The following is a 21,204-nucleotide window of genomic DNA, read 5'->3' on the forward strand; positions in this document are numbered from 1 at the left end:
ACGTTAAGCTAGTGGCCTTCGTGAAAGAGGCTATGAATGGACACTTCGACGTTATTCTTACAAATTTTTAATACAGTCTTCCCTTTGGCCAGCATAGTGCTGGTGGCATTTTTATATGCACGAGTTCGCCCCACGGACATGACGGTGGCGAATCGTATTAATATTAGTGTCTTTTGTCCTGCGCTGATTTTTTCAGTTATGGCGTCGAAAGATTTCCACATAGCTCAATATGTCGATCTGATTATCGCGGCCACAGTTGTTGTTTTAGGCTCAGGATTACTCGTTTGGCCTCTTTGCAAGTGGCTAAAAATCTCGCCAAAGACATTGGTTCCGCCAATGATGTTTAATAACAGTGGTAACTTAGGTATTCCATTGATCGTGCTTGCGTTTGGTGAATCCGCTTTGCCTATCGCTGTAGTGCTGTTTCTCACCGAAAATTTGCTGCATTTTACTGTTGGCATGTATTTGCTCAATCCAAAAACCAACCTCCTTAATGTGCTAAAAATGCCGATGATCATCGCGACGATACTTGGTTTAGTTTGGAGTTTACAAGGTTGGACGGTAATCCCTGCAGTGAAGGTGTCTGTGGATATGATGGGGCAAATAGCCATTCCTCTGATGCTATTTGCGCTTGGTGTTCGTATGACGAATGTGGACTTTAGTGAGTGGAAGCTTGGTGTTATCAGCGGCTTTTTATGTCCGTTAAGCGGTCTGATTATTGCTGCTATTTGGTATTATGTTGTTGGCATGTCGCCAGAAAATTTCGCCTATTTGTTGATCTTTGCCTGTTTACCGCCTGCCGTGTTGAATTACATGGTGGCGGAGTTATACCAACAAGAGCCACATAAAGTGGCGTCGATTGTGTTGATTAGTAATTTGATGAGTGTAGGTATCATCCCTTGTGTGTTGTTTTATGTTTTATAAATCCGTATTAGGAGAAAAAGCATGATGGTGCAAATTGGCTTAATCGCTTTATTGGTGGTGGCTTACATCATTGTTTCTCGCATCTTGAAATCCAGTGTCACATTATTAGGGCAAAAGAAATTCGCGAACGAAGTGCGAATAACCTATGTCTCGAAAATGCTAAACCTTGGCTTTACTGCGATTTTTATTTTATTGATTTGTTTAGTTCTTGGTATTGGGTATGGCCAGCTAGCGATTTTTTTCTCGTCTGTGTTTGCCGTCGTTGGTGTGGCGTTGTTTGCTCAATGGTCCATTTTAAGCAACATTACCGCTAGCTTGATTATCTTCTTTGGTTTTCCTTATCGAGTGGGGGATTGGGTCAAGGTTGTAGATAAAGACGATGAGATCTTAGGGCAAGTGTTAGAAATATCGACCTTCCATGTAATTATTCATCGGTTGTCAGGCGATGTAGTGACTTATCCAAACAGTTTGATTCTACAAAAAGCGGTTATACGCTTTGAAAGTCGAGAAGCAGCGCAGGCAATGAGTCAATTTACAGCATCTAGTACCTCAACTAATAAAGTTGAGGACCAAAGTACTTCTTCTTAACGTTGAGTGAAAAACAATCAATTTTTTAAGATCTCAGATATTTGTGTCATACTAAGAGGCTTTCATCTTTAAGAAAGGAAGTCTCTTGTGAAATCCGATCCTGAGTCTTTGTTAAAAAACAATGATGCGCTTATTCATTCAGATGCGCTGAAAGTGAAATCTCATGCTCAACGCCCTCAAGAAGATTGGGTGCTGCACACCTTAATGATAGAAGGTTACGACGTGCCTTTTCGTTTCAAACGCCAAGGCAAATATCGCACTTTGCGCGGTGCTCGCGTTAACCTAACCTATTACCCTACACAAGAAATGGTCGCGGGAATTCCTGTTGAGATCATGAAGGTTGTGAGAGTAAAACGAACTTAATCATCAAGCGCTACAACTTAACTCGCTTCTGCTTTTCTTCTGCATGATATGAACTTAATATGGCGCCACCTGTCTTTATTTCAGGTTTTTAATATTGCATATTAGGTGTAGAAAAGCATGGGAATGAGTCGTTCTGGAAGTTGGTTTACTACGATGAAGCGCATTGAGCGCAGTGCGTGGTTCCAAGGTTTTATTATTAGCATCATTGTGGTTGCAGCATTAACGGTTGGTGCAAAAACCTATTCCTTACCTTATGGCATCGATAAAGCCATTAATTACTTAGATAACTTCATTACCGTCTTCTTTCTGATTGAACTCTCCCTGCGCTTTATTGCTTGTGATGATAAGCGCCGCTTCTTTACAGACCCTTGGAATATTTTCGATACTGTTATTGTTGTCGGTAGTTTGATGCCGATTTCTGAGACCGAGATGATTCTTGTCGCACGTTTGTTACGAGTGTTCCGAGTTTTGCGTCTGGTGTCTATTATCCCTGATCTGCGCTTCCTGATTAATGCTTTGCTCAAAGCCATTCCGAAAATGGGTTACATTGCCTTGCTGATGTTTATCATCTTTTACATCTTTGCGGCGGTTGGCTCGATCTTTTTCCATCAAGTAAATGAAACACTTTGGGGCGATATTGCTATCTCTATGCTGACATTGTTTCGTGTGGCTACGTTCGAAGATTGGACGGACGTTATGTACGAAACCATGGAAGTGTATCCGTTTAGCTGGATCTTCTACATCATCTTCATTTTTTTAACCGCGTTTGTGTTTTTAAACATGATGGTCGGTGTAGTATTGGATGTGATGACTCGCGAAACAGCACTAGAAGAACATGAGAACCAAGAAAATCACCATCAGGCTTTGGTGACGCAGATTTCAGAGCTACAGGCTCAGGTTGCACGCCTCGCGGATAAAATCGACGCGCAACAGGATCGAAAAGATTAACCAGTCTTTTATTTCCTAACCGTTTTTAAGCGGCGTGCTGGCTGACCTTCTTTAGCCAGCGCCCGCCGAATGTGTTCAGCATCAATCCAATCAACACTATTAAAATCCCCACCCATTGCATAGTACTAACTGTTTCAGACAAAAAGATTTCTGCTGATGTTAGGCCAACAACCGGAACGCCCAAGGTTAGCGGTGCGACAGTTGCTGCTGGATAGCGAGACAGCAAATGGCTCCATAAACCGTAGCCGATGAATGTTGCAAAGACTGACAAATAAGCCAGTGATGCAAGGGATTTGAAGTTCAAATTAACGATGTTACTCCACATAACGTCGCCGCCATCAATGAAGTAAGCACACAGAAAGAAAGGCACAGGCGGAACCCAGCTAGACCAAACAATAAGGTTGAGATTGGCATCGTAGCCTTTTCGGCTGATGACTTTAGTAAAAATATTGCCTAATGCCCAGCTTGAACCAGCAGCTAAAGTTAATCCAAAGCCCAGCGCTGTCATGGTGGTGTCGTCATTGTCCAATCCGATGACCGCCAAGCCACCAATCGCAATGCCGATAGCGAACACTTGATAAGGACGTACGGTTTCTTTCAACAATAAAATAGCGAACACGAGCGTAAAAATCGCCTGAGATTGCAGCACCAAAGACGCAAGTCCCGCAGGCATACCAAACGACATGGCGCTGAATAAAAACGCAAATTGCCCGAAATTCAATGACAAGGCGTAGCCAATGCACCAAAGCAGCGGTGTATTGGGGCGAGAGAAGAAGAAACAGCCAATCATACCGATGACCAGGAAGCGTAAGCCACCTAACATCATCGGTGTTAGCTCGTCCAAACCCCAACGCATAACGATAAAGTTAAAGCCCCATGCGACGATAATAATCAGCGCCAAAAACATATCTTTGCGAATCATGTTGAGTCCTTAGCCGTACAATAGTGAGGCGAAAAATAAGCCAATCACTTTACGTGTTTTCGATAAGTTTGCACATGGACAGATAACAAAAGAATGAAGGACACAGACCGAGAATGGTCCCTTTAATTGCAAAAGGCTCCGTATTCATTTTCCATTTCATGTATTGATAGAAGAGATAGCCCATTCTTTCACGCCGGAATATAGGCTAAATTGACAAAGTTCCGAGTAAGAAACTGAATATCACACACATTCAATTTGCCTTATAAAAATAAAGACGTCACAAGAGCATCAGTATTATGCGTATTTTAGTAGTGGAAGATGACCGTATTTTAGGCGAAGCCATTAGCCAAAGAATCAGTCGAATGGGGCATGGTCTTGATCTTGCTCAGACCGGTTTACAGGCAAATCAGATGTTGGCCTTGCAAGAATACGATCTCATGCTACTAGATCTAAATTTGCCGGATATGACAGGCAATCAAATTTTACAAACTCTGCGAAAAAAACACTTTAATACGCCTGTGATTGTGCTAACTGCGCGTGACGAAATTAAAGATCGCATTGAGTTATTGGATTTAGGTGCAGATGACTATATGACTAAGCCAGTGGACTTTGGAGAGCTTGAGGCTCGTTGTCGTGCCTTACTGCGTCGTAGCCAAGGACAAGCGCAAAACACCATAGAATATGGAAATGTCAGTTTAGATCTTCAAGCATGTTCGGTAACCGTTGACGGTAATCTAATTGACCTAAAACAACGAGAGTTTCGTTTATTAGAGGTGTTTATCAGTCACACTGGGCGGGTTTTAAGCAAAGAGGCATTGATCGAACATATTTATAACTTTAATGAAAATCCAAACTCAAGCGTGATTGAAATCTACGTAGCACGCCTACGGAAATCCCTGCAAGACAGTGATATCAATATCAGAACCATTCGTGGTCTTGGTTATTTGTTGGAAAAACATCATGGCTAAGGCGACCACGTCGATTCGTCGGCAATTGATCCTAATGGTTGCGACGGTGCTGATCGTTATTAACGTTGTGGCTCTTTGGAGCGCACATATCTACGCGAATAGAGCGGCAAAAGAGTCTTATGACCGACTTTTATATGGTTCAGCTTTACAGATGGCCGAAAACATTAATATTTTGGATTCGCAGTTTTTTATCGATTTGCCCGTTTCCGCTTTTGAAACCTTGGCGTTATCTACCTCTGATCGTGCCTTCTATTCTATTATGAATGGACAATATCAGGTGCTGACAGGTTATAAAGATCTTCCCAATATTCCGTTTACCCAGTTACTTCAGCAATCCAGCGAGAAAGAAAAATTTATTCCTATTTATTATGAAGCCATGTATCACGGTGAGACGGTGCGTTTTGTTGCGTTGGGAAAACGCTTGCTAGAAGCGGATAGTGTGAACGATGTTTTTATTATTGTCGGGCAAACATTGGACGCACGACGCGCAGCCGCGACTGAAATCAGCCAAATGGCATTGCAGTTTGTTACCTTATTTTTCTTTATTACCTTGCTCTTACTACTCTTTGTTATTTGGCGGGTATTGCAGCCTTTACAAGCGATCAAGCAAGCCATAACCGAACGTTCCCCTCAAGAATTATCGCCTTTAGAAGCCAATGTACCCAGCGAAATAGCGCCTTTATTAAAGAGCATTAATTACTTTATGGCTCAGTTGGATAATACATTAAGCCGTTTAAAACGCTTCACGGCAGAAGCCGCCCATCAGATACGAACACCCTTGGCTGGTTTGAATTCACAGGCGCAAAACGCTCTAGATGAAACCGATGAAGTGTTACGTCAAAAGCAACTACAACATATTTTAGAAAGCAGTAATGTATTGACTAACACGGTCAACCAACTTCTTAGTCGCGCTACGTTGACACATCGTTATCAGAGTCATCCTTTTAGTCCGGTGTCTTTGGATCATGTGACCAAAGAGACTTGTCGCGAGCTGGTGGTTTGGGCACTAGAACAACAGGTTGAAATTGAATATTTAGGAGACATCCAAGTTACTATTAACGGTGATGAATTCGCACTAAAGCAGATGCTGCAAAATATCATTGAAAATGCCATTAAATACAGTCCGAAGGGCAGCGTTGTTGAAGTTGAGCTAATGGTGATGGATGAGCTATCTGAGACTTCAGTAGTGTTGCAAATTCGAGATCAAGGTATTGGCGTTCCTGACCAGGATAAAGAGCATATTTTTGAGTATTTTTATCGTAGTCCAGACAACTTTGCCTCTGGTTCTGGGATTGGTTTATCCATTGCCAAAGAAGTCGCAGAGCATCATGACGCCAGATTCCATTTAAAAGACAACCAGCCAACCGGATTGATTGTGGAAGTTATTTTTCCCCAACGAAAAGGACTTTCTTATGAAAGTTAGTTACGTGCTGGGACTTTGTTTAATCTTGGTTAGTCGTATGGTATTCGCTGATGCGGTGCAACAAACTACATATATTACTTTTCCAAGTTTGAATAAACAGCCAAAGTATCAAGAAGATGTACTGGCTATTTATGGCGCTATAAATCATCAGGCGATCTCGCCTTTGTTTAAGGCATATCAAGAAAAATACCCGAATGTAGCAATTCATTACACTGAATCGAATACTCGTCATTTATACGAGCAATTTATCTCGCAACCTAATGTTAGGCCGGATGTGATGCTTAGTCCCGCGATGGATCTTCAATTTAAATTGGCAAACGATGGTTACGCATTGGCTTATGATTCGCCAGAGCTTAGTAATGTCCCCAAGGATTCACATTGGCGAAATGAGCTGTTTGGGTTTACCTACGAACCTATCGTAACGGCGCTAAATAGCGATATTTTGGCTGGAGAGGCTTTGCCGCTGAGTCGCGAGCAGTTATTGAATTTGATTCGTAGTAAAAATCACCTTCTAGACGATAAAATCGGCTTATTTGATATTCAGCAGTCAGGTTTAGGTTATTTGGCGTGGGCCTATGATGGACAACAATCTCGCAGTTATGGACGATTGTTAGAAGCTTTTGGTACGCATCAAGCTCGGCTTTATACAGATACTTCGTCGATGCTTAATGCGCTATTAAAAGGTCAGATATTTATCGCCTATAATCTTGTTGGTGCTTATTCATATCAGTGGTCACAAAAGTATGCATGGATAAAAACCATCATGCCGACGGATTATACGACAATCATTATGCGCACGGCGTTTATTCCTCGTGATGCTCAACAGCCGACATTAGCGAAGCGTTTTATCGATCTTTTATTGTCCCCAGAAGGGCAGCATATACTTGCTAATCAATCTGGCATTACGCCAATTAGTACCAAGGTAAAAGGTCCATATAGTCGTGATGAGTTGAGTAAGTTACCGCATGGGATTTTTCGCCCAATTCCTCTAGGCCTTGAACTACTGATTCAAACAGATGATGCCAAAAAACAGCTCATTTATCATGAGTGGGATAATGCTATGTTTACTGTTCCTAACGATTCTTCGGCATTACCGTAGATTTAATTTTTATGGGTTATTAAAGGCCCATGAAAGGTTCATGAAAGGTTTCCTCGCTAAAGTGTTCTAGGCAATAACAAAACAAAAATAAGTTGGAGAATACTATGTTTAAAAAACTGCTTATAGCGAGCGCTTTGTGTGCGACCTTAGTAAATAGCCCTTTACAAGCTGCTGAGCGCGTATCCATTGGTACCGGCGGAACCGGTGGTTTGTTTTATGTGATTGGCGCGGGCATTTCTGAAACACTTAACAAATATATGGAAAATACCACGGCACGAGCTGAAGTAACTGGTGCATCTGTTGAAAACAATCACCGAGTTGCAGCGGGTCAAATGACGCTAGGGCTTTCATCATCTTCTACACTGTTTGAAGCTAAGAATGGCGAAGGCCCATTTAAAGTAAGTGGGCCATTGGATGTTGCCGGTATTGCCTATTTATATCCAGCCGTATTGCAAGTTGCGACGATTTCCGGAAATGGAGTTGACTCTTTTGAACAGTTAAAAGGCAAGCGTGTCAGCATGGGACCTCCAGGAAGTAATGCTGCTGTATTAGCAACTCGCTTGTTGCAAGAATACGGTGTCTTTGACGATATCACACCACGTTTTCTTTCATACAATGAAGGTGTAAAAGCACTGGTGAACGGTCAAGTTGACGCTACTGTGGTTTTGGCTGGTGCACCAACTTCTTCTTTGATTGACCTAGATTCACAGACAGATATGAAGCTTTTGTCTGCCAGTATTGAGAAACTAGATAGTTTGATTCAGAAATATCCTTTCTATCAAGCTTTCTCTTTGCCAGCAGGCACTTATCCAGATCAGAACGAACAAGTCTTGATGATTAACGATCCAGCGATTTTGTTTACGAGCGGTAAAGAAGATCAGAGCAAAATTTATAACATCACCAAAACTATTTTTTCTCATCTAGATGAACTAGGTCAAATTCACCCGCAGGCAAAAGCAATTTCGTTAGAAACGGCGAAACGTACTCCTATTGCTTTGCACCCAGGTGCGAAAAAATATTATGACGAAGTAAACGGAAAATAGGAGCGTCATTATGTTGAACTCAGGTTCCAGCAATGGCTTTCAAAGCTTGCTCCTTGAATCAAAATTCGCTGGTGGCAAGGAACGTCTAGCAGTCTCTTTATTATTTAGTGTGATCGCCGCTGGAATCGCCGGTCTTGTACTTTATGGCGCGTATTATGGCGGCATTACCGCGTTGTTATTGAGATCGTCGTTTTTCTCTTTAGTCGCGGCGGCTGCCATGCTGTTTTATGCGCTTAGATACAAAAGTGTTGCGGGTCGTGGAGCGTTTTATCTATTGGCTCTATTGGCGTTAATTCCGGGACCTTATTTGTGGCATTACTATATTGATATTGTCATGCGTGGCGCTATGTCGGTTGAGCAAGATAGGTTGATCTTTATTGCTCTCATTGTTGTGGTGTTTGTCTTTGTTCGTATCGCGGTAGGCTGGGCATTGATTACCTTAATGACCCTCGCTTTCCTCTACGCATATTTTGGCTATTTGATCCCCGGTAAATATGGTCACGGCGGCTATGATATTAGTCGTTTTACCTCAACTCTGATGTTATCAACAGAAGGGGTTTATGGTGTGCCAATGGGCGTCGCCGTTGAGTATATTTTCCTATTTGGTTTGTTTGGTGCCATCTTAACTAAGATTGGCACTGGTGAGGTTTTTGTTGATTTAGCCCGTGGTTTGACAGGGCGTGTGCAAGGTGGTCCTGGATTGTCTGCTGCTTTGTCTAGTGCATTGCTTGGTTCGCTTAACGGTAGTGCCGTCGCGAACGTAGTGACCACAGGTACCTTTACCATTCCATTAATGAAGCGTGTCGGCTACAGCGCGAAATTGGCTGGTGCGATTGAAGCCGCTGCGTCTTCGGCTGGGCAAATTATGCCGCCGGTTATGGGCGCAGCTGCTTTCTTGATGGCGGAAATGATAGGGATTCCTTATGCTGAAGTTGCAATGGCGGCCTTGGTTCCCGCTCTTTTGTATATTTTAGCCTTGATGATTTCGGTTCGCCTTGAGGCAGGACGTCTTAACTTAGCAAGAGATACAGAAGCTGGCTTACAGCTGTTACTAAGAACTCTTAGAACGAAGAGCTATCTTCTGCTTCCATTGGTGGTTTTGATCGGCCTGATGATTTCAGGCAAGTCACCAACTCAAGCCGCTGTTATGGGGATTCTAGCTGGTTTGTTAGTTTGTCCTTGGAAAAAAGCTACTCGCATAAATGCGCTAGATCTCATCGCTGCTTGTAAAGAGACATTGTCTTCAACCTTACCAATCGTTGCAGCTGTGGCGGCGGCAGGCGTTATTATCGGGATATTGAATTTAACTGGTATGGGCTTGATGTTGTCAGGTTTGATCATTGAACTAGGCGACGGCAATTTGTGGGCTGTCTTGTTGCTCACTGCGTTGGCGTCTTTTGTCTTAGGAATGGGATTACCGACATCGGCAGCGTATTTATTGCTCGCGGTATTGGTTGCTCCGGCGATGACTCAGTTAGGTATGGAAACCTTGTCTGCGCATATGTTTATTTTTTACTTTGGTTTGGTATCAGCGATTACTCCTCCTGTCGCATTGGCTGCTTACGCTGCTTCTACTATTTCCGGAGCAGATCCTAATGAGACAGCGATTGAATCTATGCGTTTGGGTTTTGTAAAACTCTTAGTGCCATTTTTGTTCGTCACTATGCCGGGGGTTTTGTTGATAGGAACAACTGCTAGTGTTATCGCAGCGATCTCGTTTGCGACTTTGGCAACCTCATCAATGAGTATCGGCTTTTCTGGCTGGTTACGTGAGAACTTATCTTGGCCTACTCGGTTAGCCTATGTGGTCGCAGCGGTATTAATTGCATGGCCTGCAGCGGCAACGGACACGTCTATTGCTGTGTTGGGCGCTCGCGTTATCGGTATTGTGTTATTTGCTGGATTACTGTTCAAAGCAAGCATTCAAACAAAGCCCAATACCATGAAAGCTGAAGCTTAATAGTCTAGGATACTAAACAACCAATACTAAAAAAGCGCATATTTCTATAAATGAAATATGCGCTTCTTTTAATCAATTTTCTTGGTAACTACGCCTTTTTAAGGCAACCCAGTCATCAGCAGCTTAATGCCGTAAGACGCGGTTAATACTGCAATAAAACCGACACCGTATAAGAGCAAAAACCATTGCCACGATTTGAGTTTGGCGGCTTTTTCTTTCAGGCTTTTTAACAGCATTAGTACCCCTCCTGATAATCTTCCACCTTACCAGCAAAAACGCGATAGCCCCATAAAGTGTAGGCACAAATCAATGGTACGAAAATGCATATACCTGGTAGCAAGAAGAGTAAGCTGCTGTCTGGCGATGCAGCTTCCATAAAGGTTAATTGTCTTGGTATCAGATATGGAAACAAACCGACAACAAGACCTGCGAAGCCCAGTAAGAACAGCGTTGCGGCATACCAAAAAGGTCGACCTTCATGATGAACGGTTCCTGTAGCGTGACTGTTTAGATCTCTCCAGGCCAAAACCGCGACCACCAAGGTGATAATAGGTAAGGGCGATAACCACAAGAAATTCAAACCAGAGAACCAACGCTGACGAATGTCTACTTGATTTGCCACTGTCCACAAGCTCACTATTACCATGGCTAAAATGGTGATCAGCAAGAGGCGTTTGCCTAACTTAGCTGCGTGATCTTGAATGCGGCCACGACTTTTCATAAACAAATAACAAGCGGCTAATAGAGCATAACCAGCCATTACGGCAAAGCCAGTTAATATAGAAAAAGGCGTTAGCCAATGTAGGCTGGATAAGCTGTCGACACCGACTGGAACGCCTTGAACGATTGAGCCTAGCAACATGCCTTGGCAAAATGCCGCGATGGCAGACCCTGCACTAAAAGCGAAATCCCAATAAGGCCGAGACGTATCGGACTTAAAGCGATACTCGAACGCCACGCCACGAAAGATCAAAGCAAACAGCATGAGCATGATAGGCAAGTAAAAGGTTGAGGTAATACCTGCATAAGCGGCTGGAAACGCGGCAAACAACACTACACCACCAAAGACTAACCAAGTTTCGTTACCATCCCATACGTGTGAAATAGAGCGCATTAAATGATCACGCTCGCCTTCTTGGTTAAACCAAGGGTAGAGAATGCCAATCCCTAGGTCGAAGCCATCGAGTAACACGTACATAAAAATGGCAAAGCCTAAGACAAGGAAGTAGAAAAGAGCCAAATCCATCATTTATCTCCTTGTTCTATTGTTGGTTGATATTTTGCTTTCGGTTCTGTCGAATGCTGTTCTTTCGTTTTCAGCGACTTCACCCAAGCCAATGCATAGCCCGGCGCTTTCATACCAATAAGTTGCTGCTCTAGTGTTTCCATTGATGGCGGTCCTTTCTTAATCAGCTTACGCATGAAGTAGAGATAAACACCGATCAGCAGACTGTAAATGATGACAAACATGGTTAAGGTAAACAGCACACGTTCTGGAGGAAGTGGCGATACAATCTCGGATGTTCTAACAAGGTTGTAGACAATCCAAGGCTGACGACCGATTTCGACCACATACCAACCTGCCAGTACTGCAATGACACCCATAGGTGTAAATAATGTTACGAGAGACAGGAAGGCTTTGTTTTCATATAGGCGGCCTTTACGGCGTAACAAGAGCGCTAGTGCCGCGATACCCATCATGCCAAATCCAATACCCACCATGACACGGAAAGACCAAAACACTAACGGTACATTCGGTCTGTCTTCTGGTGGTACGGCTTTTAAGCCTTGCACAGCGCCATCCCAAGAGTGAGTCAGGATCAAGCTACCTAGGTTTGGAATACCGACTTCATAATCGTTCGACTCGGTTTGCATATTCGGCATAGCGAATAACAATAACGGAACGTTTTCTTCTTCCGCTGGCCAAATACCTTCCATCGCCGCCAATTTAGTTGGCTGATGTTCTCTTACGTTCAAACCATGCATATCACCAATCCAGGCTTGTAGTGGTGTTAGTACCAAGGCAAACCACATGCACATGGACAAGCCTTTTTTCGCAAAAGGAATGTTTTTCTTTTTCAATAAGTAATAAGCACTAATACCAGCGACCACGAAAGTCGCGGTAATTAATGACGCAACTACCATGTGAGTAAGGCGATATGGCATAGATGGATTGAAGATCACTTCCATCCAGCTTTCGACTTCAAACTTGCCATTGATGATCTTGTAGCCTGTTGGTGTTTGCATCCAAGAGTTCGCCACAATGATCCAAAACGCTGAAATCCAAGTACCTATCATAACGGTGAGCGTCGCGAAGAAATGCAGCTTGCGACCAACACGTTGCCAACCGAACAGCATGACGCCAAGAAAACCGGCTTCCATAAAGAAAGCGGTCAGTACTTCGTAGGCCATCAATGGCCCAAGCACCGCGCCGGTAATCTCCGAGAATTTGGAGAAGTTGGTACCAAATTCATAGGACAAGACGATGCCAGAAACCACGCCCATGCCGAATGTAATCGCAAAGGGTTTGATCCAAAACTTGGCTAGCTGCAAATAGTAAGGGTTGTGGGTTTTAAGCCATAAGCCTTCCCAAATGGCAATCAGCGTCGCCAAACCAATGGTGATGCTGGGGAAAATAATGTGAAAGCTCACAGTAAAAGCAAACTGTATGCGAGATAAGATGGCGACGTCGAGGTCCATAATGGCTCCCTTGGGTATCAATAAGCGTTAAGAGATATAGATAAGGTTAGGCGTTTCTCTTAACTCTTAGCGTACGCATTTGCTGCAAAGCCAGAGGTAGTAGCGCTAAGCCTACAATGCTAAAAAGCGCGATGATTTCGGTCATTAAAAAGCCAGTATTCATGATGCTTGTCCTATAAGTTGATAATAGTTTGATATGGATCAAAGATTGCTTTTAGTAGAGCAAAGGACAGGCCAACTATTAATGGGATTTATGTATTTGATTTTAAAGGAAAAAATTATATCTTTGCTTGAGGTGTAAAAAAGGTTTACGATTTTCTCACTTTTAGGTGTAAACGAGGTTTACGATTTTGACGCTTTCATTGATGTTTGAAGTTGCCATGCTGGTGACGAGCGTGTGCGGCGTATTGGTAGCTGTTTGGTTATTGTGGCGAGCGAGAAAGCAAAGTGATCTGCAAGCCTTGGCAGGTTTCGCCATCATGATGGCGATTTGGTGCTTCGGGCATGTGGTTTTGTTCCAAGGCTACGAGCAAATTGGTATTCATATCATTCTTGCTAACCCGTTTATGCCGACCTTCTTCTTACACTTTGCGATTCGTTTTGTGAACTCTGGCTCGGTTAAAGAGCCGATGCTAGAACGCTTATATCAAGCGGTACCTTGGTTTTATCTGACCAGTTTTGCGGTGGTTTTACAGAGCTGGTGGATTGGTGCGGGCGATGCTATCAGTACGCTCGACACGCGTTCATTTTTTATCTTTACCGAGGCGGGGACATGGAACCTCGCCTATACAGTGTTGATCGGCATGCTGGCTCATGGCGTGCTGTTATTTGGTTGGTATCGACATTCTGGTAACAAGAAACGCTCCATTCTCGCCATGTTTGGTGTTGGAGCTTGGGGCTTGTTGTTGGCGACCAGCTTTGTATTTCCCTCATTTGGCATAAGTTGGTTTCCTTACCCTATGTTACTGCTGCCAACTTATTTGCTGTTGTTGGTCTACGCGGTGGTGCGCTATCAGATTTTATCGGTGAATGCGTTCGCCAATCGGGCCTTACTTTGGGTTGCCATGATGCTGGTGATTCTCTGTGTCATCGCGGTGATCAGCGTTGTGTCTGGACGCATAGGTTTACAGGCGTTAGCAAATGTTCCCAGTTGGCAGCTTTGGTTGTATTCCTTGTTTATCTTGGTTGTCGCAGCTGTCATTTATCAGCCTCTGAGTCGCTTGGTGTCACGTCTTATTTATCCCGGAGCCTCCTTGAATGAAGCTGTGTTGGATACGTGGTCAACGCAATTAAAAGAAGCGCAAGATTGGCCGCAACTGATTGCTATTGGTGAACGCTTACTTTCGCTACAAATTAGACGTAGCGTGGCAATACAACTGAAAAGTTCTGCTTATCCCGTTAAGGAACAGAATGACGCTTTGGCAATTCGAGTATCTCGATCAGATTCTGATTGGCACTTTGTTTTGATCGGTTGGGAAGATGCCAGTCCTGGTATGCGTTTAACAGCGGAAGTGTTTGCTTCCTTGTTTTCGACCAGCTGTGGTTTGCTTGAAAGGTCGTTGGCCTTGGCGGTGGCGGAACGAAAACGCATGGACGAACAGCATCTGGTCGAACTGGGCAGTTTGTCTGCGGCGATGGCTCACGAGTTGCGTAATCCTCTGAACATTATTTCTATGGCCGCCTATGACGCACCAGCCGAGACGCGTCAGCATATTCAGACTCAGCTAAAACGTGCGGATCGTTTGGTGAGTGATATGTTGGTGTATTCCGGTGGCTTGACTTTGCAAGTTGTCGCCACGCCGTTGCGATCTTTAATAGCGAGTATTCTGGCGCAAGCTCAGCTAGAAGGCGTGGCGTTTGAACTTGATATCGATGAAACGATAGAACTGGATGCAGACCCACAACGATTACAACAGGTGTTTATTAATCTGATCGATAACGCCGTATCTTTTTTGCGCAATATGCCAGATGGAAAGTTATCCATTGAAGCCAAAGAACAAGATCAACAGATAGTCATCCAAGTGCATAACAACGGGCCAGCAATCGACTCCAGTCTGCAAGGTGAGGCTTTGTTCCAACCATTTGTGACTAAGCGAGCAGGCGGCAGTGGTCTTGGTTTAGCGATTGTGCGTCGTATTGTCGATGCTCATGACGGAAAGATTAGACATCTGTCTGATTCGGCTTGGCCAGTGACCTTCGAGCTTATTTTACCTCGCCACTTTTCTGGCGCTGCGATTTCAAATAGAGAATTTCATGACACAAAATAAAATATTACTGGTTGACGACGAACCAGCTTTTCGTGAATTGGCTAGCCGCTGGTTAGCGAATCAAGATTACCATGTCAAAACAGCAGGTAGCCTAGACGAAGCGCGAAAAGCGTTGGCGTCGTTTGATGCGGATTTGGTGTTATTAGACTTGTCCATGCCGCCGCATTTTGATCCGCAAGTAACCTTGGATGCTATGGACGATTTTGCTGGTCGTCCGGTGATTATTATTACTGGTCATGCGGATCGGGATTTAGCACTTAAAGCCATTGAACTTGGCGCATGGGATTTTATTGCTAAGCCGATTGATCCAGATATGTTAGCGGTTGTGGTGCGTCGAGCAATCACCAAAACCACCTTAGAGCGAGAGCTCACTCAGCTAAAACAAGTTAGTAATTCCTCCCAAGGTGCGTCTGCGTATATCGGTCATTCGATGAGTTCGCAAAAGGTCAGGGCGCTGGTGGAACGAATCGCACCGACGGATGTACGGGTCTTGGTTACTGGCCCATCGGGAACCGGTAAAGAAGTCATTTCTCGCACCTTGCACGACTTGAGTCATCGCGCTGCCAAGCCGTTTGTTTCTGTGCATTGCGGCGCTATTCCTGCGGATTTATTGGAAAGCGAGTTGTTTGGTTACGTGAAAGGCGCTTTTACTGGGGCGGAAAAAGACAAAGTTGGTCTATTAAGTTTAGCCGATGGCGGCACCTTGTTCTTGGATGAAATCGGCGAAATGCCGTTGGCGATGCAGGTGAAACTGCTGCGAGTGCTGCAAGAGGGCACCTTCTTCCCTGTCGGTGGCCGAGAGCAGAAATACATCGACATCCGTGTGATTTCCGCGACCAACGCCGACTTACTTGAAAAAGTCCGAGAAGGTAGCTTCCGAGAAGATTTGTATTATCGAATTAAGGGCGTGAACATTGAAACGCAATCCCTTGCTGAACGGCTAGAAGACGTCCCCGTATTGCTACAGTCATTTCTACAGCGTTTGCAAAGTCAGCAAGCTAAACAATTACAACTCAGTCCGGAAGCTGTGCAATGGTTCCGAGATCAGTCATGGCCGGGTAACGTGCGTGAATTGAAAAACGCCCTAGAAAGCGTCGCATCTATTTGTCCACAAGGCCGAATCACCATGGAAGATATCCAGCTGTTATACCCAAGTGGAGAACCTGTTCGTCAAACCATGGCAAGCTTACTAACGAGCGACGCCTCATTAGATGAACAAGTTCGAGACCTTGAAATTCGATTAATTAACCAAGCCTTAGAAAAAAGCCAAGGCAACCGCACCCAAGCCGCCAAGCAACTGGGTATTTCTCGGCAAGGGCTGATTAAAAAAATTGAGAGATATGGCTTGTGAGGCCTCAAAGATGAATTTTGTTTTTCTTGATGACTATCAATGTTTTCGATTATTAATAGCTTTGTTATTTATAGTAAGAAAATTGTTTTGTTTTTGTCATTAACTGCGGTGTAGTATCTGACGATAAATTTACAATAAGAAAGAATAATAAGGATGTTATTATGAAGTGGCAAAGTCTATCCATTAGAAGTCGCATGTTCTCTGTTCTTGCTGTGTTGCTTGTTGCCAGCACAGTTGTCTCAGTCAGTACTCAGGCTCTTTCCACACTGGACACAGAGCTAGAGCAGTTAAAAAAAGAAGTTTTACCAACCCATCTCAGTAATCTAGCCTCGCAAATCAGTACAGAAATTACCCCTTTAATTACAGCCTCTCATCTCATGACAAACGACAACTTCGTTGAAGATTGGGTTCGTAATGGTGCAGCTGATAATCAGCTTTCTTTCATCGAAAACAAATTGAAATCCGTTAAGGAAATCGCGGGCAGTGATTCGACCTTTTATGTTGTAAATGGTGAAAATGGGCTGGAATATTTTGGTTATGAAAAAGCATTTTTTAAAACCTTGTTAAAAGACTATCCGTACAAAGAGTTCTATCCGAATTTTTTGGCCACAGGTCACGATTATGAGCTGAATTTACAGTACGAGCATCAAATGCTGTTTATTAACTATCGTAGTGATGCTATGGATCCGAATACCAATAAACCTTTTTCGGTAGCGGGTTTAGGGATTAAAGCTGATAAGCTTATTAATATGATTAAGAAGCTAAATGTTGGTCAGCAAGGTCGTGCCATGTTGGTAACAAGTGATGGCGTGATTCAAGCAAAAGGTGATTCTGCATTTATGGAGATAATCGATAAAAGCCATATTTCTAGCTTGCTTAGCAATAAAACCGACGTTGTCATTGATGATATAACGATTAATGGGCAGGTTTATTACCTTGGCTCATTGTGGGTGCCAGTGTTAGATAGATTTATCATGCTAGCCGTGCCGAAACAGCAAATTATGGCGCCGATTTATACGCAGCTACAGAATGCGTTTCTCTACTCTATCGTTTTTATTTTAATTTCTCTGCTCATTCTTCATTTCGTGATTGGCTCTCTGACTCGTCCTATTGTCGCTATTGGCAAGGATGTTCGTTATGTATCGGATAATTTGGATCTCAACTATCAAATTAAGAGCTCTGATAAGGCTGAAATCGGTGCATTAGCCGATGCGATTAACTCTTTACTACTGACATTAAAAGGCTCTCTGATTACCGTGAATGATGCGGTTAAGACAACTGATAGCGCGATTGAAGGCTTGAATCAGCAAGTGGACGAGCTTTCCCAGGCCTCTGAGGCTGAGAAACAATCAGTAGAGCAGATCTTTATTTCTACTCAAGATATTACTGAGCAAAGTGCTCAGGTAAAAGATTTGGCAACAAGAGCGGGAGAAATGTCGGATCTGAGTAATGCCGAACTTCAGCAAGCCAACAAAGAAGTTCAGAGTAGCTTAGTTTTCTTAGAAGCTTTAGAAGTCGATATGATGCAAAGCAAAACGAGCCTAACTGAGCTAAACGGAAATATTGAGAAGATTGTTTCAGTATTGAATGTTATTAGTTCCATATCAGAACAAACTAATTTATTAGCTCTAAATGCTGCCATAGAAGCCGCTCGTGCTGGCGAACATGGCCGAGGTTTCGCCGTTGTATCTGATGAGGTTCGCATGCTTTCCCAGCGTACGAGTGAATCGACTAATGAAATTCAAAGCATTATTTCGCAGTTGCGAGCCGCATCGACTCAAGTCACCTCACAAATGGACGTGGCGTGTGAAAAAAGCATTCAGACGTTAGGCAGTCAAAAATTGGTATCGGAAAAAGTCATCGCGCTTGATGCATTCTTGCAGCAATTGTTTGATATGAACGAGCAAGTGGCTGAACGTGCCGGAATCCAGAATGCTTCCGTTGAGGATATCAACCAGCATCTCTCTATGTTGGCTGCACAAAGTGAGCAGACAGTAGAATTGTTCCATCAAAGTCGAGCGGCAACTAATGCCATTGGCGATGAAATGAGACATTTGAAAGATAAAGTAGAGCTGTTCAAAGTAACGTGATGCAAGCTAATGATTGGAACCAAGCCTAGTTTATTAGGTTTGGTTCCAATTTACTTATGCGTGGCGCTAGCCTTGGTTTTTAAGTGACTCGGTGAGGTGAGTTAGAAAATACCTTACGATAACAGGGAGCTTTCTTCTCGACATAATTTGCACCTGCAGGCTGCGCTGAGCTAACGACGGTTCGCGCATTGGCCGTATAACTAGACCATCTCGTTTTGCCCGTCTCGCAACCGTTAACTCCCCACAAAGGGCGATAGCGTTTTCACTTTCGCTCGCAAAGGTATAAATAGAACCCGCAGAGTCGCTAGACAAGGCTGGGATGATTTGTACACCTTCAATATGACAAGCTATATCAAATAAGTAACTGAGTGTTGTTCCTGATCCGGATGTGGCAATAGGGTATTCGGTTAAATCCCTTACGCTAATGTCTTGCTGGCTGGCTAGCGGGTGATTTTTGGATAATAAGGCGACGATCGGAGAAGGCACTTGCAGCGACACTTCAACGCCTTGCTCAGGTTGCAAATTGAAGGTAAACGCAGCATCTACTCGGCCTTCTCTAACCAGTTGAGTTGCTCTGCTTGAGTCGACAACTTGTAGTGAAAAGCGAGCACTTGGGTATTCCAAGCGGAATTTTGCGATTACATGCGGGAGAAAGTCCCAAGCCATGCCTTCCGGGCAAGCCAGAGCGATAGATTGCTGCTGGATATTACTGATGCCTTTCATTTCTGACATCACGTTTTTAAATTCCAACGTATTACGCAGCGAATAGGTATAAAGAATATCGCCTGCTGGTGTTAGAGACATGCCTCTGGCTTTGCGTTCGAACAACGTTAGCTGAAGTTTTTCCTCTAACTGGGTTATTTGTCGACTGATAGCCGAAACCGCGACGTGGAGTTCTTCCGAAGCGGCAGACAAAGAGCCTGTTTTCGCAACAGCATGAAAGTATTTTAACGAGATATCATTCATAAGCTTTCTATTTTATAGAAGGTTTTATTGTGTAATTGATAATTGTTGTAAAGCTTATTACATCTTAAGCTAAATGACATAATAAATTCGCGTATTTTGGAGAGATTATGTCCCAAGCAACGAGTCAAAGTGGCCGTCAAGCAGCCTTACAACAGGCCGTTTCGACCATTAAAAACGGTCAGTTTATCGAAACTCTAACGCGTCGCGTGGCGTTTGCTAGTGAAAGTCAAAACCCAAGCGCCAGTGCTGAACTAATGAAGTATCTAACCGATGAAATTCAGCCAACGTTAGTTAAGCTGGGTTTTGAATGTGAGATATTTGCAAATCCGATGGCGTCTTGCCCGCCGTTATTAATTGCAAAACGCATTGAAGATGAATCTTTACCGACACTATTAACTTATGGTCATGGTGATGTCACCAATGGGCAAGCTGAATTATGGCAAGAAGGTACTCATCCTTGGGAATTGTCTCAGATTGGCGAGAAAATTTTTGGCCGTGGTACCGCAGATAACAAAGGGCAGCACACGATTAACCTGCTAGCGCTAGAATCGGTATTAAACGCTCGTGAGGGGAAGCTGGGTTACAACGTTAAAATCTTATTCGAAATGAGTGAAGAAGTTGGCTCTAAAGGGTTAGAGCTTTTTTGTCATGAGCAAAAAGAATCGTTAAAAGCTGATTTGTTTTTAGCATCTGATGGTCCTAGATTAAATGCTCAAACGCCGACTATTTTTTTAGGTTCTCGTGGCGTTTGCCAGTTTCGCTTGCGTTGTGAAACCGGCAACGGTGTACGCCATTCTGGCAACTGGGGGGGAGTTATCACTAATCCAGTGACTCGCTTACAACATGCTCTTTCTAGCTTGACGACAGCCGATGGGCGAATCACTGCTGAGTGCTTACGAGCGCCTTTGCCAAGTGGTTTGACTGCTGAAATGATGCGTGAATTAACGGTTGGTGGTTATGCTGGTGATCCAACATTGAATGACCAATGGGGCGAGAAAGAGCTTACCGCTGGCGAGCGATTGTTTGGTTGTAATACCCTCGAAGTAATCGCTCTTGGTGCAGGAGATATTCAAAAGCCTATTGGTGCGATCCCTGATGTTGCTGAAGCTGTATGTCACTTGCGTATTGTGCCGGGAACAGACTGGCATAATCTGGTTGCTAACCTATCAACCTTTTTAGAAGAGAAAGGTTTAGGTGATGTTAAGGTGATTTTTGAGGGTGGTTACAGTGCGACGCGTTTAGACCCGACTCATCCTTGGGTTGGATTTGTTAAGCGTTCTATGGAAACCTCGTTAGAGCAAACGGTGACCGTTCTACCTAATTTAGGTGGTACTATTCCAAATCATTGTTTCGCAGATGTGTTGGCGCTGCCTACGGTATGGATGCCACATTCTTATCCATCCTGTAAACAGCACGCGCCTGATGAGCATCTTCTTGAAAGCGTAGTGGAGCAAGGGCTTCTGGCTGCTGCTGGTTTGCTTTGGGATTTAGGTGAACATTGGCCTGAATAATGGCGCGGTTTTTTTACGTCTGAAACGGTGGCCCAATGAGGCCACCGTTTTTCTTTGTATTGGTCCATGATGACCTAATTT

The 21,204-nt window shown here is 43.8% G+C and carries 18 protein-coding genes; 13 read left to right on the forward strand and 5 right to left on the reverse strand.

The genetic code is table 11. The features are described 5' to 3' along the window. Positions 1–36 precede the first annotated feature (36 nt). The 4 genes from TY87_RS20865 to TY87_RS20880 all read left to right on the forward strand — a co-directional run bounded on the left by TY87_RS20865 (position 37) and on the right by TY87_RS20880 (position 2,823). Entirely contained in the window at positions 37–924 is an 888-nt protein-coding gene (locus TY87_RS20865) for an AEC family transporter (protein WP_072842028.1), read from the forward strand. 21 nt (positions 925–945) lie between these two features. After that, positions 946–1,512 (forward strand): mechanosensitive ion channel domain-containing protein, encoded by a 567-nt coding sequence (locus TY87_RS20870; protein WP_100188529.1) that lies wholly within the window; start codon positions 946–948, stop codon positions 1,510–1,512. An 87-nt stretch (positions 1,513–1,599) separates the two neighbouring features. Next, entirely contained in the window at positions 1,600–1,875 is a 276-nt protein-coding gene (locus tag TY87_RS20875) for a hypothetical protein (protein ID WP_072842024.1), read from the forward strand. Between the two features lie 117 nt (positions 1,876–1,992). Then, positions 1,993–2,823 carry an ion transporter gene (locus TY87_RS20880; RefSeq protein WP_100188530.1) on the forward strand — a complete coding sequence of 277 codons (831 nt, stop codon included), beginning with the start codon at positions 1,993–1,995 and terminating at the stop codon, positions 2,821–2,823. A 25-nt stretch (positions 2,824–2,848) separates the two neighbouring features. Here TY87_RS20880 and TY87_RS20885 read toward each other — a convergent pair whose 3' ends face one another. Beyond that, entirely contained in the window at positions 2,849–3,745 is an 897-nt protein-coding gene (locus TY87_RS20885) for an EamA family transporter (protein WP_100188531.1), read from the reverse strand. A 296-nt stretch (positions 3,746–4,041) separates the two neighbouring features. On the opposite strand from TY87_RS20885, the gene TY87_RS20890 reads away from it, so the two are divergent. The 5 genes from TY87_RS20890 to TY87_RS20910 all read left to right on the forward strand — a co-directional run bounded on the left by TY87_RS20890 (position 4,042) and on the right by TY87_RS20910 (position 10,238). Beyond that, entirely contained in the window at positions 4,042–4,713 is a 672-nt protein-coding gene (locus TY87_RS20890; RefSeq protein WP_100188532.1) for a response regulator transcription factor, read from the forward strand. Further along, complete coding sequence (locus TY87_RS20895; protein ID WP_100188533.1) at positions 4,706–6,136, forward strand: sensor histidine kinase; 1,431 nt, start codon at positions 4,706–4,708, stop codon at positions 6,134–6,136. Before TY87_RS20890 ends, TY87_RS20895 begins: the two co-directional genes overlap by 8 nt. Then, a complete protein-coding gene (locus TY87_RS20900) occupies positions 6,126–7,235 on the forward strand; it encodes an ABC transporter substrate-binding protein (protein WP_100188534.1) in 1,110 nt (369 codons plus the stop codon). The genes TY87_RS20895 and TY87_RS20900 overlap by 11 nt, the downstream gene beginning before the upstream one ends. A gap of 104 nt (positions 7,236–7,339) precedes the next feature. Then, on the forward strand, positions 7,340–8,278 hold the full coding sequence (locus TY87_RS20905) for a TAXI family TRAP transporter solute-binding subunit (RefSeq protein ID WP_100188535.1): 939 nt from the start codon (positions 7,340–7,342) through the stop codon (positions 8,276–8,278). Between the two features lie 10 nt (positions 8,279–8,288). Next, positions 8,289–10,238, forward strand: coding sequence for a TRAP transporter permease (locus TY87_RS20910; protein WP_100188536.1), 1,950 nt, complete (start codon positions 8,289–8,291; stop codon positions 10,236–10,238). A gap of 98 nt (positions 10,239–10,336) precedes the next feature. Here the strand turns inward: TY87_RS20910 and TY87_RS22530 are convergent, their stop codons facing one another. Genes TY87_RS22530 through TY87_RS20920 form a run of 3 tightly spaced genes read right to left on the reverse strand, consistent with a single transcriptional unit; the run spans position 10,337 to position 12,938 of the window. Beyond that, entirely contained in the window at positions 10,337–10,474 is a 138-nt protein-coding gene (locus TY87_RS22530; RefSeq protein ID WP_157789929.1) for a hypothetical protein, read from the reverse strand. Next, positions 10,474–11,484 carry a cytochrome d ubiquinol oxidase subunit II gene (cydB, locus tag TY87_RS20915; RefSeq protein WP_072842007.1) on the reverse strand — a complete coding sequence of 337 codons (1,011 nt, stop codon included), beginning with the start codon at positions 11,482–11,484 and terminating at the stop codon, positions 10,474–10,476. Before cydB ends, TY87_RS22530 begins: the two co-directional genes overlap by 1 nt. Next, positions 11,484–12,938 (reverse strand): cytochrome ubiquinol oxidase subunit I, encoded by a 1,455-nt coding sequence (locus TY87_RS20920; protein ID WP_100188537.1) that lies wholly within the window; start codon positions 12,936–12,938, stop codon positions 11,484–11,486. Before TY87_RS20920 ends, cydB begins: the two co-directional genes overlap by 1 nt. A 350-nt stretch (positions 12,939–13,288) precedes the next feature. Here TY87_RS20920 and TY87_RS20925 point away from each other — a divergent pair, with 350 nt between their 5' ends. The 3 genes from TY87_RS20925 (at position 13,289) to TY87_RS20935 (ending at position 18,646) form a co-directional block, all read left to right on the forward strand. Beyond that, entirely contained in the window at positions 13,289–15,205 is a 1,917-nt protein-coding gene (locus TY87_RS20925) for a sensor histidine kinase (RefSeq protein ID WP_232617204.1), read from the forward strand. After that, entirely contained in the window at positions 15,192–16,556 is a 1,365-nt protein-coding gene (locus TY87_RS20930; RefSeq protein ID WP_100188539.1) for a sigma-54-dependent transcriptional regulator, read from the forward strand. The genes TY87_RS20925 and TY87_RS20930 overlap by 14 nt, the downstream gene beginning before the upstream one ends. Before the next feature lie 161 nt (positions 16,557–16,717). Beyond that, complete coding sequence (locus tag TY87_RS20935; RefSeq protein ID WP_100188540.1) at positions 16,718–18,646, forward strand: methyl-accepting chemotaxis protein; 1,929 nt, start codon at positions 16,718–16,720, stop codon at positions 18,644–18,646. A 66-nt stretch (positions 18,647–18,712) separates the two neighbouring features. Here the strand turns inward: TY87_RS20935 and TY87_RS20940 are convergent, their stop codons facing one another. After that, entirely contained in the window at positions 18,713–19,612 is a 900-nt protein-coding gene (locus TY87_RS20940) for a LysR family transcriptional regulator (protein ID WP_100188541.1), read from the reverse strand. A gap of 107 nt (positions 19,613–19,719) precedes the next feature. Between TY87_RS20940 and TY87_RS20945 the strand changes: the two genes are divergently transcribed. Beyond that, complete coding sequence (locus TY87_RS20945; protein WP_100188542.1) at positions 19,720–21,123, forward strand: M20 family metallopeptidase; 1,404 nt, start codon at positions 19,720–19,722, stop codon at positions 21,121–21,123. Positions 21,124–21,204 lie beyond the last annotated feature (81 nt).

It is taken from the genome of Marinomonas sp. BSi20584, from assembly GCF_002792415.1.
In the GTDB taxonomy this organism is placed as follows: Bacteria; Pseudomonadota; Gammaproteobacteria; order Pseudomonadales; family Marinomonadaceae; genus Marinomonas; species Marinomonas polaris.